This is a genomic window from Rhodopirellula europaea 6C, assembly GCF_000338295.1.
Classification (GTDB): domain Bacteria; phylum Planctomycetota; class Planctomycetia; order Pirellulales; family Pirellulaceae; genus Rhodopirellula; species Rhodopirellula europaea.
Map to the genome: position 1 here is coordinate 17,315 of NZ_ANMO01000157.1, position 16,037 is coordinate 33,351.

18 protein-coding genes are annotated in these 16,037 nt (G+C 56.7%); 4 read left to right on the plus strand and 14 right to left on the minus strand.

The features are described 5' to 3' along the window. Window positions 1-21 precede the first annotated feature (21 nt). The 6 genes from RE6C_RS16665 to hmpA all read right to left on the minus strand — a co-directional run bounded on the left by RE6C_RS16665 (window position 22) and on the right by hmpA (window position 6,035). Entirely contained in the window at window positions 22-357 is a 336-nt protein-coding gene (locus RE6C_RS16665; protein WP_008658334.1) for a cupin domain-containing protein, read from the minus strand. Then, window positions 354-650, minus strand: a complete 297-nt coding sequence (locus RE6C_RS16670) for a GYD domain-containing protein (RefSeq protein WP_008658335.1) — start codon at window positions 648-650, stop codon at window positions 354-356. Before RE6C_RS16670 ends, RE6C_RS16665 begins: the two co-directional genes overlap by 4 nt. 24 nt (window positions 651-674) lie before the next feature. Next, a complete protein-coding gene (locus RE6C_RS16675; RefSeq protein WP_008658336.1) occupies window positions 675-1,511 on the minus strand; it encodes a class I SAM-dependent methyltransferase in 837 nt (278 codons plus the stop codon). Window positions 1,512-1,521: 10 nt separating this feature from the next. Then, window positions 1,522-2,238, minus strand: coding sequence for an iron-sulfur cluster repair di-iron protein (ric, locus tag RE6C_RS16680; protein WP_008658337.1), 717 nt, complete (start codon window positions 2,236-2,238; stop codon window positions 1,522-1,524). A gap of 122 nt (window positions 2,239-2,360) precedes the next feature. Next, window positions 2,361-4,694, minus strand: a complete 2,334-nt coding sequence (locus tag RE6C_RS16685) for a nitric-oxide reductase large subunit (protein ID WP_008658338.1) — start codon at window positions 4,692-4,694, stop codon at window positions 2,361-2,363. A gap of 114 nt (window positions 4,695-4,808) precedes the next feature. After that, entirely contained in the window at window positions 4,809-6,035 is a 1,227-nt protein-coding gene (hmpA, locus tag RE6C_RS16690; RefSeq protein WP_008658339.1) for an NO-inducible flavohemoprotein, read from the minus strand. Between the two features lie 155 nt (window positions 6,036-6,190). Here hmpA and RE6C_RS16695 point away from each other — a divergent pair, with 155 nt between their 5' ends. After that, window positions 6,191-6,616, plus strand: a complete 426-nt coding sequence (locus tag RE6C_RS16695; RefSeq protein WP_039962318.1) for an RrF2 family transcriptional regulator — start codon at window positions 6,191-6,193, stop codon at window positions 6,614-6,616. A 17-nt stretch (window positions 6,617-6,633) separates the two neighbouring features. Here the strand turns inward: RE6C_RS16695 and RE6C_RS16700 are convergent, their stop codons facing one another. The 7 genes from RE6C_RS16700 to RE6C_RS16730 form a co-directional block, all read right to left on the minus strand. Beyond that, a complete protein-coding gene (locus tag RE6C_RS16700) occupies window positions 6,634-7,410 on the minus strand; it encodes an HPP family protein (protein ID WP_008658343.1) in 777 nt (258 codons plus the stop codon). 163 nt (window positions 7,411-7,573) lie between these two features. Beyond that, window positions 7,574-7,843 (minus strand): DUF2024 family protein, encoded by a 270-nt coding sequence (locus RE6C_RS16705; RefSeq protein ID WP_008658345.1) that lies wholly within the window; start codon window positions 7,841-7,843, stop codon window positions 7,574-7,576. 150 nt (window positions 7,844-7,993) lie between these two features. Beyond that, the gene (locus RE6C_RS16710) at window positions 7,994-8,317 is read right to left on the minus strand and encodes a hypothetical protein (protein ID WP_008658347.1); all 324 of its coding nucleotides are present in this window, start codon (window positions 8,315-8,317) and stop codon (window positions 7,994-7,996) included. Further along, window positions 8,314-8,910, minus strand: a complete 597-nt coding sequence (locus RE6C_RS16715) for a 4Fe-4S dicluster domain-containing protein (RefSeq protein WP_236618279.1) — start codon at window positions 8,908-8,910, stop codon at window positions 8,314-8,316. The genes RE6C_RS16710 and RE6C_RS16715 overlap by 4 nt, the downstream gene beginning before the upstream one ends. Before the next feature lie 254 nt (window positions 8,911-9,164). Continuing rightward, entirely contained in the window at window positions 9,165-9,956 is a 792-nt protein-coding gene (locus RE6C_RS16720) for a diheme cytochrome c (RefSeq protein WP_008658350.1), read from the minus strand. Then, window positions 9,953-12,385, minus strand: coding sequence for a molybdopterin-dependent oxidoreductase (locus RE6C_RS16725; RefSeq protein WP_008658351.1), 2,433 nt, complete (start codon window positions 12,383-12,385; stop codon window positions 9,953-9,955). Before RE6C_RS16725 ends, RE6C_RS16720 begins: the two co-directional genes overlap by 4 nt. Continuing rightward, window positions 12,382-12,657: a chaperone NapD gene (locus RE6C_RS16730; RefSeq protein ID WP_008658352.1), complete on the minus strand. Its 276-nt coding sequence runs from the start codon at window positions 12,655-12,657 to the stop codon at window positions 12,382-12,384. The genes RE6C_RS16725 and RE6C_RS16730 overlap by 4 nt, the downstream gene beginning before the upstream one ends. Window positions 12,658-12,770: 113 nt before the next feature. On the opposite strand from RE6C_RS16730, the gene RE6C_RS16735 reads away from it, so the two are divergent. The 3 genes from RE6C_RS16735 (at window position 12,771) to dsrP (ending at window position 15,725) form a co-directional block, all read left to right on the plus strand. Then, on the plus strand, window positions 12,771-13,448 hold the full coding sequence (locus tag RE6C_RS16735; RefSeq protein WP_008658353.1) for a cytochrome c3 family protein: 678 nt from the start codon (window positions 12,771-12,773) through the stop codon (window positions 13,446-13,448). Next, window positions 13,435-14,376, plus strand: a complete 942-nt coding sequence (locus RE6C_RS16740; protein ID WP_008658354.1) for a 4Fe-4S dicluster domain-containing protein — start codon at window positions 13,435-13,437, stop codon at window positions 14,374-14,376. Before RE6C_RS16735 ends, RE6C_RS16740 begins: the two co-directional genes overlap by 14 nt. 83 nt (window positions 14,377-14,459) lie before the next feature. Beyond that, window positions 14,460-15,725, plus strand: a complete 1,266-nt coding sequence (dsrP, locus tag RE6C_RS16745) for a sulfate reduction electron transfer complex DsrMKJOP subunit DsrP (protein WP_008658355.1) — start codon at window positions 14,460-14,462, stop codon at window positions 15,723-15,725. Here the strand turns inward: dsrP and RE6C_RS16750 are convergent. Beyond that, the coding region (locus RE6C_RS16750) for a thiaminase II/PqqC family protein (RefSeq protein WP_039962321.1) at window positions 15,722-16,037 on the minus strand (316 nt) is incomplete at its 5' end. The genes dsrP and RE6C_RS16750 overlap by 4 nt on opposite strands.

The following is a 16,037-nucleotide window of genomic DNA, read 5'->3' on the forward strand; positions in this document are numbered from 1 at the left end:
CTACCAAAATCCATCCTGGATCTACGCATTCGACTTCGCTCCCTTGAGCAGCAATAAAAGCATCTTTGTTGGCGTATTCGCCGTGATGCTGTGCGACAGATTGGCGGCCATGTGAACGAACGTGCCCGTCGATGCGTGGATCGTTTCGTCACCCAAGGTCACCGTGGCGTCACCATCGAGAAACTGCAGGATCGCGGGAACCGCGGCGGTGTGTTCGGACAGCTCTTGGCCGGCGTCGAAGCCGAACAGAACCACTTTCAATCCGTCGTCCTGGTGCAGCGTTTTGCTGATCGTTCCGCCGGCTTGAATTTCGACTTCCGCGGCAACGTCCAGGTAGGTTTTCGCTAGGTCGCTCATGATACCGCCTTCAATACGTTCTCGAATTCTTGGTTGTCGTAGCAACGCATCGTCTGCGTACGCACGTTGCCGTCTTTAGCGAGGTTGATCAACAAAGCAGAACCGGTCGCTTCATCAGGCGTTTCAAACACGACGCAACCGTCGTACTGGCCAACGGTCCAAACTTGCGAGACCAGCTTGCCGCCAGCGTCACTGACAGACTGTCCAAAGTCCGATGCACGCTGAACCGATTTGTCCACATTGCGAGCACCTTGGTCGGTGAATTGGATGAGGGTGAGGTAACGAATCATCATTACGTTCTTTAAAGTTGGGGAAATTTAAGATTTCTGGCCGACCATCGTGACGGCGCAAAGGTGATCTTCATAACGGCGAAAAACGCGACGCATCGCGTGAATTCGTTTTCGTGCGGCGGGTGTTCGCAATACGTTGAAAGCGATCCGAGCGGTGCCGAAGAAACCTTCATCGGCCAGGACACGCCGCGGTTCCAATAAGTGCATCGGAGCGGTCACGCACGTCGATGAATCGACACGCAATCCGGCCGCTTCGAGCGTTTGCCGCCACTCCGAAACGGTCAGCGGACGAGCGCCGACGTGGATCGCTTCGGAGACATCTTGCATGATCGCGTCCTTGAGCGATTCATCGAGGTCGTCCGGCATCAAACCGAGTTCGTGAATCGCGTAACGACCGCCGGGACGTAGAATTCGCCAGGCTTCTTCGGCGATCGCCTTTTTTTGACTGGCGACTTGCATCGTCAACATCGCTTCGCCGTAGACCACGTCGGCTGATTCGCTTGGCAAACCTGTTTGTGCCGCATTGCCTTGGACGCAGCGGTCACGCCGATCGGACACCAGAGCTTGCACTTGAGCCGCCGCGTCAGGGTCGCGTTCGACGGCGATGTACGCGGCCGGGCGCTTCGCCAGTGTCATGCGAGCCGTGGTGCCCAACCCCGGTGCGAGTTCGACGACCGTGTCGGAGGATGAAATCATCAATGAATCAAGCATCCGTCGGGTCAGTTCGATACCACCGGGGCGCAAGACTCGCTTGCCCATGCGTGCCAGCAGCCAATGCCCCGGCATCTTGGATGCGTCGAGTTTCTCGCCCGGCATTGCGGTAGGAGGCTTGGCGTGCGAAGCAGCTTTCGGATGAGTGGCCATGGTCATCGTTTCAACCTTCGCCTTGTTCGAGTTCAATCGCTTTAGGAAACAACACGTTGTTCTCCTTGTGGATGTGCTGATGCATGTCGCGTTGGAGTTGCGCGAGTGAATCCAGCATCGCACGGTACGTGTTGCAGGCCCACTCGGGCGGCGTGTAGCCGTCGGTGGACTCACTCAAGATCGCCAGTGCATTACCCGCTTGGTCATGCTCGTGTTCCATTTGGCGAATCGGATTGGCGACGCTGCCACAGTGGTTCTCTTGCCGCTGGGCTGACGCTTCCATTTGACGCACGATCGGAAACAGGATCTTCTCCTCTTTCATCATGTGTGGTTCCAGTTCTGCTTTGAGGGCGACGAAGGCCTCACGCATCTTGAATAGCCGCTCGTCCTTGTCTCCGTGGACTCGCGAGACCTTCTCGGTCATGAAATCGAGCCGAGGCAGCTCTTCACGAAGATAGGCGTGGTGAGTGGTTTCGATGTGATCAGCCAGTTCGGTCAATCCCATTGCGTCGACATCCACCAGCGTGTCTGTGTCGGCTTGAGCATCGTTTGTCGTGATTGCTTGCAGCACTTGGTCGACCGCAATGCCGCGTTTTTCGCAAGCACGGTTGAGCGAAATCTTGCCGCCACAGCAATAGTCGATTTTGAGCGACTCAAAAACACGAGCGCGGGTTGGTTTCTGGCGAACGAAGTCGCCAACGGTTTGATCGGAATCGAGGGTTAGCATCAGTGGGTTTCCTAGAAAGATGAATTGGTAGAAAATTACTGGTGGAAAATGGAAAAGAACCGAAAGACGACAAGTGAAAATCTTCTACCAACAATCTTCGACCAATCGTCTTTTGATTCAGCTCAGCTCATCAGTGCAGGCTCACGTTCCAGTGCGCCGATTGACTCCGACGTGTCTTCTCCTTCGTTTTCGGGTGGGTCGAATCCATCCGGTTTCTTCGAGAACGAATGGCCGGTCCAGAGTCCGAAGATGAACCAGACAAGAGCAACCGCGCCGAGGAAGAAGATCGTGTCGCCAGGAACTCTCATCCACCGGAGTGTTTGCATCAAATCGGTTTGCATGAACTCGCTGCTGCGGGCGAACCAGTAACCGCTTTCAACGGATGCTTTGGTTTGCAACAGACCGACCGGCAAGAGGCTCAGCAGGCACATCGCGGCAAGCCCGATGTTCATGCCCCAGAATCCGATCTTCAACATGCCGTCTTTCCACGGTCGGCCGGGAATCAACACTCGTAAACACATCAGCATCAACCCAATGCCAAGCATCCCGTACACGCCGAATAGTGCCGCGTGTGCATGAAGCGGAGTCGTGTTCAAACCTTGCATGTAGTACAGGGCGATCGGTGGGTTGATCATGAACCCAAAGATGCCTGCACCGATCATGTTCCAAACCGCCACGGAGACGAAGAAGTAGATCGGCCACTTGTAGCGTTGTACCCACGGTGATGACTTGCTGCGACGAAGGTCTTCCATCGCGTCAAACCCGATCAGCGTCAGCGGCACAACTTCCAGGGCACTGAACACCGATCCCCAAGCGAGTGCCACGGTCGGTGTGCCAGAGAAATACAGGTGGTGCAGTGTCCCGATGATACCGCCGGACAAGAAGATCGTCGCGGCCAACAGCGCCGCCGCAGCAGCCAGTCCTGGACGAACGAGGTTCAACCGCATGAATACGAACGCGATCACGGTGGTGGCAAAGACTTCAAAGAAGCCTTCGACCCACAAGTGAACGACCCACCATCGCCAGTACTCGACCATTGTCAGGTGCGAGTGTTGACCCCATGTCAAACCGGCTCCGTAGAACAACGCAATCGCTCCGGTCGCAACGGCAAGCAAAGCGACGAGGTGACGCTGCGAATTGGCTTCGGTGGAGTTTGGGTCGCCTTTTTGCCGCAGCGCCGGCCATAGCACTCGAAGCATCAACACCAGCCACAGCAGCAAGCCGACCATCAATCCGATCTGCCATACGCGGCCGAGTTCGACATACTCGTATCCTTGGTGACCGAGGTAAAACGACACGGTGTCGCTCATGTAGTTCTTGACGCTCAACCATTCACCGGCCAGCGACCCGACGACGACCAACAGCAACGCACCGAACAGAACGTTTACGCCGAGTCGCTGAAACTTTGGTTCGTGATTGCTGACCAACGGACCGATGAACAATCCCGAAGCAAGCCAAGCGGTGGCAATCCAAAACAATCCGATTTGAACGTGCCAAGTTCGGGAGACGCTGTAGGGCAAATACTCAGCCAACGGAAAGCCGTAAAAGCCTTCCCCTTCGACACCGTAGTGGGCAGTGACAATCCCGAGTCCCATCTGAGCAAAGATTAACGCTGCGACGATCCAAAAGTACTTGATCGTTGCTTTTTGCGATGGCGTCGCTTGCCAGCGGGACAGCGGATCGTAGGAGGGAATGCTGTCGGGCTTCTCTTCTTCTTCACGCCGCGATGCGTACCACCAAGCCATCCCGGAAATGCCCGCCAGCAGCATGATGACGCTGACGCCCGTCCAAACAATGTTGTCGCCGGTCGGTCGATTTCCAACCAACGGCTCGTGGGGCCAGTTGTTCGTGTAGCTCGCGATGTCGTTTGGACGGGTTGTGGAAGCGGCCCACGATGTCCAAAACACGAACGCCGAGAACTTACGCAGTCGCTCTTCGCTGGAGATCGAATTGGCGGGAATGGCGTAGTCCGCGTTGCCGTCGATGAACACGGTTCGGTAGTGATCGACATTGGCGTTGAACGCTTCGGCCCGCAGCGGGTCAATCGTGACAATACCACTGGATTCGTCGAACGTGTTGGTTCGCATCAGGTCCGACAAACGACCGCTCAGTTGGGCTTGTCGTTCGGAATCGAGTTGAGCGAACGGCTGACTAAACTCAGCACTCGACCACTTGTCGAGAATGAACACGGATTCACGATGCAACCAATCGGCGGTCCAGTCCGGAGCGACGTAACTGCCGTGACCCCAAATGGAGCCGACCTGCATTCCGCCAAGCGACTGCCAAACATTTTGACCCTCGCCAACTTCTCCGCTGTCGATCAGCGTCACGCCATCGGTCGTGACATACTTATCGGGAATCGGCGGCATCTCTTGATAGATTCGTGTCCCAATCCAGCCAAGGATTAGGAAGGAGACGATCATCACGGCCGCGAAGGCCATCCACAAGCGTTTCATGGGGGGTATCTCTTGTGAGCCGACGGCGCTAACCGCGGGTGTCGAGTATGGATCAGGGAGTGTGGAACCTGCGGTTATCGCCGTCGGCTCTCAGCGTTTACGAGGAATCCTGCGTTACGCGGTGACCAGTTCTTCCTTGGGGCCAAAAAATTCGTAACGAACGCGATGTTCGTCGACGCCGAGTTCTTGCAGGCACGCATGCATGTTCTGCATGAACGGCTTGGGACCGCAGAAGTAAAAGTCCGCGTCGGCAAACGGTGTCCAGTCGCGGAGCAAGTCCGTCGTGACGAAACCGGTACCGTCGCACTTGCCGTCTTCGACATCGCCCGGAAGCGGTGCGTCGTATATGACTTTGGTGCGAACGTTTGATCCGGCTTGTGACAGGCTGGCGAGTTCGTCAGCGAACGCTTGCACCTTGCTGTTGCGAGCGGCTTGAATGAAGGTAACCTGCGCATCGGGATTGGCGTGAATGATCGACTTCGCCATCGACAACAATGGCGTCACACCGATGCCGCCGGCGATCAGGACGACCGGTTTGGCGACTTCATTAGGATCAACAGTGAACTCGCCACACGGCGGGCCGAGCTGGATGGTGTGGCCTTCCTCGATGCCATCGTGCAGGTGATTGGAAATCAATCCATCGGGCGCATCGGCGGCGAGACGTTCTTCGCGTTTAACGCTGATGCGGTAGTGAGGTTGGCTGGCACAGTCCGAAAGGCTGTAGTTGCGTGGCGATGTCGGCGTATGTGGGTGGTCGATGTGGACCGTGATGTATTGGCCGGGTTTGAAAGGTGGCAGCGGTCCTTCGTCTTCGGGCTTCAAGTAGAACGACGTCACGATGTCGCTCTCGGGGACCTTCTTGGCGACAACAAAGGTTCGCGTGCCGTTCCATCCGCCGGGTGCTGATGCTTGTTCTTCGTAGATCGCACCTTCGCGACCGATGAAGATGTCGGCGAGGAATCCATAAGCTTCGCCAACCGCTTCGACGATCTCGGGCGTGGCGGCATCACCCATCACATCGCCGATCGCGCCGAGCAGATTGCTGCCGACGATCGGATAGTGCTCCGCCTTGATGCCAAGCGACACGTGCTTTTGTGCGATCAATTCCACGGCCGGCATCAGCACGGCGGGATTGTCGATGTGAGTGAAGTAGGCACAGATCGCACCCGCGAGAGCCTTTTGCTGACCACCGGTGTGCTGGTGGGCTTGGTTGAAAAACACTTTCACTTCCGGATTCGCCTCGAACATCCGTTCGTAAAACCGACGCGTGATGGTTTCCGCGTTGGCGGCAACCAGTGGCGTGATCTCTTTGACAATCCGAATCGTTTTTTCGCTCAGCATGAACAGGTTTCTCGTTGGAGGGGCAGTTGGTGGGAAGAATCCGACGCCATCATTCGCGTCGCCTCAAGACATTCACCCAAAGGTATACTTTCTATTGTGTACGTCAAGGTGTATGTTCGGGGTGTCGATGCTTTTTCCTCCGTCTGACCTCCACGATGCTCTCAAAAACCACTGAATATGCCCTTCGAGCAGTGACCTGCTTGGCCGGCCAAGCCGCCTGCGGCAAAACGCCCTCGTCCGCCGAAGAGATCGCTGGCATCACAAAGATCCCGCGTCGCTACCTGCACCGCGTGATGCAAAACTTGGCAAACGCAGATCTGGTGGAGTCGCGATGCGGCTCCCAGGGCGGCTATTCGCTCGCCCGATCAGCCGAAGCGATCACAATCCTGGACATCGTCGACGCGGTGGAACCGCTCGGGCGAATTTGTAACTGCCCGTTGAATTTGCAATCCCACACGTCACTGTGCCCGCTGCACGCGGAACTGGACCGTGCCTACGCGGCGACGGAAGAAGCGTTTGCAAAAGTCACGATCGCGGGATTGCTGAATTCGACTAACCCGATCATTCCGCTGGTCGAATGAGAGCTCGCTAGCCGACGTCAGGGCGTTAGCGTGCGTTCCGGCTCGTCGCTAGCCACGTCGTTCCAGCGATCGGATGAAACACTCCGTTGCACGGCAACAGCCTCACTTCCATTCGTGTTGCCCACACGAGCCGCGATGTCGCTTGCGAGGTACAGCAAATCATCTTCGCTGACATCGACGAACGAATCGAGCGACCGGATGGAGGCCAAGACGTGCTTGTGAACGTCCTCCGAAACTTGCAAGTTCTCAGGCTCAGCTTCATCGAATCGGCGCACCAAGAAAGCCGGATAACGTCGCCAGCGGAACGGATAGTTGATCACGATCGCAAGTACCAGCATGACGGTGGCATTGAGTAGCACTGGGTACAGGACAAAATAAAATCCCAGGTCATGGATCGCCGAACCGCCCATCACGGCAGTGAACGCGGTTGCGCCACCGGGCGGATGAATGCACTTGCATTGATACATCACGCCGATCGCCAGTCCCACGGCGAGTGCGGTGGCTACGGCGGTGTTGTCGACAGAGTGGGCGCAACACACGCCAATGATTGCTGAGATCGTGTGGCCACCGATCAATGGCCAAGGCTGCGACAGCGGACTATGTGGCACGGCATACAGCAACACTGCTGTCGCGCCCATCGACCCGATCACACCCGCCGCGGCGACGGCCGGCAAGCTGTAACGCGTGACGCAAAACACACAGAAGATCGCCAAGCAAGACCCAACAGCGGAAACGGTTTTTTCCGCCCAACTCACTTCGACCAGTTCAATCCCAAGCCATTTGCATGCACGCATCCAAGACCATCCGCCTATCAATAGATCCGATCGGCATCATGCAAGGCTGCGTCCGCTCACAGTCTCGTCGTGCGTCGATCGAATCAACAGAATAAAGCAATGAAAGTCAGAGTCAACGGAAGAACTGAGCAACCAACATGCGTGTCACCGCGAGTTGACACCCTTAGGCTGCCATCCTTCTTCGGTCGCTATAAGACGCGATCGCGAAGCCGTGTTGTTTCACGGCAGCCCGCTGGTCCATCGCAAGTTCGGTCGGCAAAGTGGATGTTCTTGAAACCAATTCTGTTTCGACCTCGGGCGATTGGCTTTCCGCATATTTCGCGGCGAGCATTTCGACAACCGGCTTCGGCGTTCCCGCAGCGACAACGATGTCGAAATGCAGGATCTCACCGTCGCGCCCAGTGGCGTAAGTATCGTAGCTATCAAACATCATCGTGATTCATCCTTGAAAGTGCGTCCGACCATTTGCCATCAGTGCCCTCCCGCCTAAAGGAAGTCAATCGTTGTCATCGGCACTAAGCGTTGCTTTCGATTGATGTGGCGGCGATTCATCGCTACAAATCGCCCAAACTGTGACTGCGGTCTAGTGAACATTCGGAAGCCTGTTGCGAATGATCTTCGTGGTTGGATTGCCGGGCATGATGGTGTCGCACCACATCTCGCCCTCGAAGACGTATCGCACTTGGATCGCTTGTGCTTCGTCGGCGGCGAATGCGGCTTCAGCGGTCGCTAACGTGACAGCAGCATCGGTTGCGTGCGATTTCATTTGCACCTGTTGAACGTCAGCACCACCGGCCAGATCGGCAAACAACTGCAAGACTTGGTCCTTGGCCCATTCGGCTTGCAGGATTTCCGGTAGCGGTTCGTTGTTTTCCAGATCTTCCAGCGTTAGTTTTTTCGATGTCATGCGTTGGGTGATCCAGGACGTGAGAATGCGGGCATCAACAGGATCGCGTTTTCGGGTGCTGGGCAAACGTAGCGGCACACGCCGCATCCGGTGCAGGTATCTTCGTTGATCGTTGGCTTGCCGTCGGTGACCGCGATCGCTCCGTCGACGGGACATCGTTCGCTGCACACGGTGCATGTCGTTGAGTGATGAGCGAGGCACAGATGCTCAGTCACTTTTGCCGTGCCCATGATCGGTGGAATCGAATCAACCAACACGCCGGGTTCACACGATGCGATGCAAGGAAAGTCGTCGCACATCATGCACGCAGACGTGTCGGCTTCGATGATGGGTGTGCCGGCAACGCTGCCGGTTCGCGCGGGAGCTTTGACAATCGCATCGTAAGGACACGCGGTGATGCAGTCACCACATCGCGTGCAACCGGCAAGGAACTGGTACTCGTCAATGGCACCGGGCGGACGGAAAACCGGGATCGTTTGCGAGAACGCTTTGCCCCCCAAGTTCGTCGGCGGGACTGGGTCAATGTTGATGCCACCGATACTTCGCGGCTTTACTTCCGGAGATGATTCTACTTCCGGCTTCGGGTATCGCATCACCAGCGGTGCGAACTTGTTCGATGGAATGAATTTCCACAGACGACCTTGCAAAAGATCGCGTCGGCTTTGGTTGGGCTTGGAGCGTGCGAAGAGAAATTTTGACGCAGAGACGGGGAGACGGAGAGCCGCCGAGAGCAGCCGTTTGAGCGCAGAGAAGAATCTTTTCATAAATACCAACTTTGCGTTGCCACTCTCCCACTCGTTCTCTGCGTCTCCCCGGCTCTTGCGTCTCTGCGTCAATTTTTCTCCAACTACTTCGCAACCACATCAAGCGGCGGCAACATCGGAACGATGTCGGCTTCGGGCATTTGATCGAGCGTTGCCGACGGAGCGTGACACTGGGTGCAGTTCGTTCGCCACGGGTGAGTCGATTCCATGCCAGCCCATCCATGCGGGCCACCGTGACACGCATTGCAGCTCTCACGCATCCACTGCGAATGCGGGATCGTCGGCGGTGCCCCCTGATAAGCTCGCTTGCCTTGTTTTGGTGCTGGCAAACCAACGAAGCTGGTATCGACGCTCGCATCAACGTCTTGAAACGGTGCGGGTGCCATCGGAGCGTGGCACTGCACGCAGTTGCCCAGGAATTGGTGCGACATCACGCTGGCTTTCAGGCCCGCCATCTTCACTCCGTTGGAATGGCATGCATAGCAAGCGGCATCCGTTGTGTTCTCGACGGGGTGAGGGATGATCGGCGGCGCGCCGTTGAAGGCGCGACGCGACGCGCGGAGCTTGCTCGATGCTTCTTTTTCAGCCTCACTCGGTTCGATCTTCGTATACAGATCGTAGTCCGCGCCCGGTAACGCTTGAGGCATCCCCTGCCATGGCTTCGTCGGCCCCATCGGCGTGCTCGCGATTTCCGCGTAGCTGACCGCCGGAATCAGCTTCACTTCACTTGCCACCGTTGCCGACAGCTCGCGATCGAGCAAAGGAGAATCGTACAAACCATCCGGCTTGGGTACGCCATCGCCGAGGCCGACGAAGTATCCGACCACCGCGACCGCCATGACCAGCGAAAGAAAGATTGTCGTCAGTCGATTCATGATGACACCTTGGCATCCGCCTTCTTAACGACTCGGACAGCGCACTTCTTGTAGTCGGGTTGTTTCGAGAATGGGTCGTGCGCGTCAAGTGTCACGTTGTTGATCAGCTTGGTCTCGTCAAAGAACGGAACAAAGACTGTGCCGCGTGGCGGTCGGCCGCGACCGTCGATCCAGACCGGCAAATCGCAAACACCGCGGCGTGATTCGATGGTGACCACTTCCCCCTGACGAATGTTGGCCGCCTTGGCGTCTTCCATGTGCATTTCGACATAAGCCGTCGGCATCGCTCGGTTCAGAGGTGCGAGACGACGTGTCATCGTGCCGGTGTGCCAATGCTCAAGCACTCGTCCGGTACAAAGCCACATCGGAAATTCATCGTCGGGCATTTCCGGCGGTGGAGCGTACTCGTGGAACCAAATCTGAGCACGGCCGTCATCCGAAGACGAATGATAAAAGTCAAACTCCTGGCCTTCCTTGACGAACGGATCGTCGAATCCCGAGAAGCGGAATTTGGTCTCGCGCCAGGATCCGTCCTCTTGCTCGACCACTGGCCAACGTAATCCGCGGGCTTTGACGTATTCCTCGTACGGGGCCAAGTTCTTGTGCTTCATCGTCGTGAACAGACGGTATTCCTCGAACAGATGCTTGTCGACGTTGGTGTCGTAGTAACGATCGAATTCCCAAACCGGAATTTCTTGGCCGTCGTCGTCTTTGACCGCAAAAATGAAATCGCCATCTCTGTCCTTCATGCCTTCGTGGCCCATCTCGAACAACTTGTGGGCGATCGCGATTGTCATCCAAGTGTCATCACGAGCCTCGCCGGGCGGATCGACCATCTTGAACCACTGTTGAGTTCGACGTTCGCTGTTGCCGAACATCCCGTTCTTTTCCACCCACATTGCGGCGGGCAGAATTAGATCCGCGAGCGCAGTCGTCGCGGTCGGGTAAACGTCACTAACAATCAGGAACTTATCTTCGAGGCCTTTCTTGTCGTTGAAAAGGGCGTTCAAGTTCGGCAAGGTTTGGCCGGGGTTGGTGACCTGCACGAACATCGTCGTGATGTCGCCACCATCGGACGTTGGCGTAGTGAACTGCTCGAACATCTTCACGGTGTGGTAACCGGGCACTTCGTTGATGCTGCCTTCGCGAACATTCCAGAAACCTTCGCACTGCTCGCGATGCTCAGGCTTCGCAACCACGCGGCCACCGGGCAACGCATGAGCTAGCGTGCCGACTTCGCGAACCGTGCCGCAAGCCGACGGTTGACCAGTCAAACTCGTTGGTGCGTCGCCGGGACGACCGAAGTGACCGGACAATAGGTGCACGCCGTGAACCAGCGAATTGATCGCGGTGCCCATCGTGTGCTGGTTCATGCCCATGCACCACAGCGATGTGATGCGAATGTCATGATTGCCGAACAAATCGGCCAGCATGCGGATGCTATCCGCCGGAACGCCCGAAAGCTCTTCGACGAGTTCTGGCGTGTACTTGGCGATGCGTTTGCGAAAGTCGTCTTCGCTAATTTGCTCGCCTTGCAAGGTCGGCGTCAGTTCCTCCGCGCCGCGGAAGTTGCAGTGTTTCTCAACAAACGACTTGTCGTAATTGTCGTTCTCGATCAACAGATGCATGATGCCCAGCGAGATCGCGACATCGCCGTGCGGCTTCATTTCCAAGTAGTCGTTGGCCGCATCAGTCGTGCGAGTTCGACGAGTGCCGATGTCGATGATGCGAACCGTCTCGCCGCGCGAACGCCGATCGGTCACGCGTGAAAACAATACCGGGTGCATTTCGGCCGGGTTGTTGCCCCACGTGATCAGCACGTCGCATTCGTCGAGGTCTTGGTAGCAGCCGGCCGGTTCGTCAACGCCATAAGTAGCCAAGAACCCGGTCACAGCCGACGCCATGCACAGCCGTGCGTTGGGGTCGATGTGGTTGTTGCCCAATCCGCCCTTCATGAATTTTTGTGCGGCGTAACCTTCTGGGATCGTCCACTGCCCGCTGCCGTAGAACGCGAAAGTCTCTGGCGAATCAAAGATGCGTTTGGCAATGATCTCGATTGCTTTGTCCCACTCGATCGCTTTCAAGCTACCGTCGTCTTGTCGCAGGAGCGGCTGCGTCAAACGATCCTTGCCGTACAAGATGCCGCCGACGTGATAGCCTTTAACGCACAGCAAGCCCTTGTTGACGTCGGCTGCCTTGTCGCCAGCGATCGCGACGACGCGGCCGTCTTCCACACCAACTTGCACATGGCATCCGGTGCCGCAGAAACGACACGGTGCTTTGTTCCATTCCATGCCCTCGCCGGTCGGCAAATCGTCGACGGCTTGATCGGCATGAACGACCGGCAGCGAAGTATTGCCGGCGACCATCGAACCGGCGGCGGCCATCGCGGCCGACTTCAAGAAATTTCGACGCTTAGAGTCCATCATGTTTCGTTCCTGATTGCATCATGTTTATCGGTCTCGGCATCTTCATCAAATGCGACCATGGCGACGGCTAAGTCAACCACTCCTGGCATCTGTTGTACCGACTCCCAAATTTCTTGATCGCGGCGTTTGGTTTCTGAATCGACCACAATCGCCAACTTGCTGCCAGCGGATTCGCCGACGTCAATCTCAGGGATGGCAGCGATTCGCTCGATGCTGTCCGCGTGTTCCGCGACCGATGACCGAAAGGTGACGACGAGTCCGCTGATTGGCACCGAGCTTGCATTCCTGAAAAGTGGATGTGTGATCAAATCTGAGGTATCGCTAAGGCGCACCTGAATGTATACATTACGGGTCAACAGCGAAACCTCATTTGGAACAGAATTACATGCCGCGAATCGCAAATCTGATTTTCGCGGGCGTGGTTTGTTTGATCGCTTCGATGTTGCTGGTGGCCGTCTGGCAGTCCGGCACGCGAGCGAATACGCACGCCGCTCCTGAAGAAACGCCCCAGGTCGCACAGTTACCGAGCGAAGCAACGACGACACACCCCGTCATCATCCGCAAGCCATCCGGTCCACCACGGATCGAACTGGCCGGCATGGACCCGCAGGGCCGAACCGGCAGCGTCGCTTGTTCGACTTGCCACGCCGTCCGTAAACCGAACCTGGAAAACGTGTCGGCCGCGACGCTGGACGAATTTCATCAAGGCATGACTTTCAATCACGGCAAGATCGCTTGCTACGCCTGCCACAACCCTGACGATTCCGACGCACTGCGTTTAGCCGATGGAAAATCAGTCGCGTACGAAAACGTCATGACGCTGTGCTCACAGTGCCACAGCAAGCAAGCCGAATCGTTCGCCCACGGTGCTCACGGCGGCATGAACGGGCACTGGGATTTGAGTCGTGGTCCCCAGATGAAGAACAACTGCATCGACTGCCACGATCCGCACGCACCGAGCTATCCCAAAATGGTCGTCGGTTTCAAACCGAAAGACCGCTTCAACGCCCCGCTTGACGATCACCAGGACCACGAAGGAGCGGAATCTCATGACGACCACTAAGAACCCCAGCAGGCCTTCCCTACCGATCGTCGAGAACTTCACTCGCCGTGCGGCCGTCAAAGGTGCGTTCGCAACGTTGGGCGCGGGTGCTTTTGTCGCCGCAATTTCACCGCTACGGCAAGCTGCCAAAAACACGACGGCCGCGGAGTTCATGCAACAGCATTACACCGAGCTATCGCCCGAGCAAAAAGCGGACGTGATCGCGCGTCTCGAAGCGGAAACGAAAGAGAAGTACGGCGCGGACGTCACGATTGCTGACGATCGACCGATCCCAGGAACGAAGTTCGTCTACGCGATCAACCTGAGTGTTTGCAACGGCAACGGCAAATGCGTCGAAGCCTGCCACAAAGAAAATAACCACGACCGCGATACGAACCAGTCCTACATCCGCGTTATCGAAATGCCCAAAGGCACGATGGACATGGAAAAAGGCAGCACGACGTACACCGGAACAGTTCCCAAGGACGACAAGTTCTACCTGCCTGTTCAATGCCAACAATGCGACGAGCCACCGTGCGTCGACGTTTGCCCGGTGAAGGCGACGTGGAAAGAAGAAGATGGCATCGTGGTCGTTGACTACAACTGGTGCATCGGTTGCCGGTACTGCGAAGCAGCATGTCCGTATCACGCACGGCGTTTCAATTGGAAGAAGCCCGAAGTGCCTGCCGAAGAGGTCAATCCCGACCAAAGCTACTTGAGTAACCGTATCCGCCCGGTCGGCGTGGTCGAGAAGTGCACGTACTGCTTGCACCGAACACGACGCGGCAAGTTGCCCGCTTGTTTGGAAGCCTGCCCCACCGGTGCTCGCGTCTTCGGCAACATCCTCGACAAGGATTCCAACATCCGCTGGATCCTCGAGAACAAACGCGTCTACATCCTCAAAGAAGAACTCGGCACGAAACCCGCGTTCTTTTATTACTTCGACTGACCCACCGTAGCGGAACTCGTCAAGAGTTTCGGCCCCCGTCTCCATCACGAAAGTCTTGACGACTTCCGCTACCGAGAAACGCTATGAGCAGCATCACCGCCCCGCCGGATATCACCGAACCCGGCGACAACGAATCCCACATCACGAGCTACCCGAAATTCATCGGACGGTCGCTGTGGCTCGCCACCGAAGGGTCGCTTGCGTTTTACGCATGGATGACCATGTTGACCGCGTTGTTCTTGGTCGGTGCGAACGCTTGGGCGAACCAAGTTGCCGGCGGCATGGTCGGCACCAACATGACCGATCAAGTTTCGTGGGGACTGTACATCGCCAACTTCACCTTCATGGTGGGACTTGCGGCCGGCGGAGTCATGATGGTGATCCCGGCGTACCTGTATCATGACCGCAAGATGCACGACGTCGTCATCATCGGCGAACTGCTGGCCATCGCCGCGATCGTGATGTGCTTGATGTTTGTCGTCGCCGACCTCGGGCGTCCCGATCGTTTCTGGCACATGATGCCCGTCATCGGCAAATTCAACTGGCCGATCTCGATGTTGACATGGGACGTGATCGTGCTGAACGGTTACCTCGTCCTGAACCTGCACATCTGCGGCTATCTGCTTTACATGCGGTTCCTCGGACGCAAACCCAACCCGACGTGGTACATCCCGTTTGTAATGCTTTCGATCGTGTGGGCGATCTCGATTCACACCGTCACCGCGTTCCTGTACTGCGGCCTTGGCGGACGACCGTTTTGGAACACGGCATTGCTTGCACCACGCTTCCTCGCGTCCGCGTTTGTGTCCGGTCCCGCGTTCATCATCGTGTCGATGGTGCTGATCAAACGACTGACCGGTGTCGGCGGCCTCGATCATCCGATCGCCACACTGACCAAAATCATCCGCGTCACGATTTTGATCAATCTGCTGATGGTCGCATCGGAACTGTTCACCGAGTTCTACACCGGCGGCTCTCACGTCAGCGCCGCGAAGTACCTCTTCTTTGGCCTGCACGGCAAGACAGCTCTCGTTCCATGGACCTGGACCGCGATTGCTCTGAACATCTCAGCGGCCTTGCTGTTCCTCTGGCCCGGTTTGCTTGGATTCCGCTGGCGACCATTGCTCGTGACCGCTTGCGTGATGGCATTCGTCGGTGCATGGATCGAAAAGGGCATGGGCTTGATCGTCCCGGGCTTCATCCCCAGCACGCTGCACGAGATCGTCGAGTACGTGCCCAGTCAACTCGAATGGAAAGTCACCGTCGGCATCTGGGCTTTCGGCTTAATGGTCTTCACCATCGCCATCAAAACCGCGCTGCCAACGCTCAAGCATCCGGCCGAACACTAATTCAATGATGCGGTCTCAAGCGGGGCGGTAAAAAAATCGAACTCACACTGCATGGCGTACCGGTACGCGTCTCTCACTGCAACGGTGTCTGACGCAACTTCGTCGAGCAGACGCTCAAGCCCCTGGCAAAGCTCTGCGAATTCATCGCTCGAGTAACTCGTGATCCAATCACGATACGGGTGATCGTCGCGAAGCTTCGACATCAGCGATGTTCCAAGATGTCGGTAGAGCGTCATGCAAGGAACCATCGCCGCTAGGATTTCTGAAAGCTCTCCGTGCCAAGCACGCGACTGCAGAAACTCGGTGTAGGCG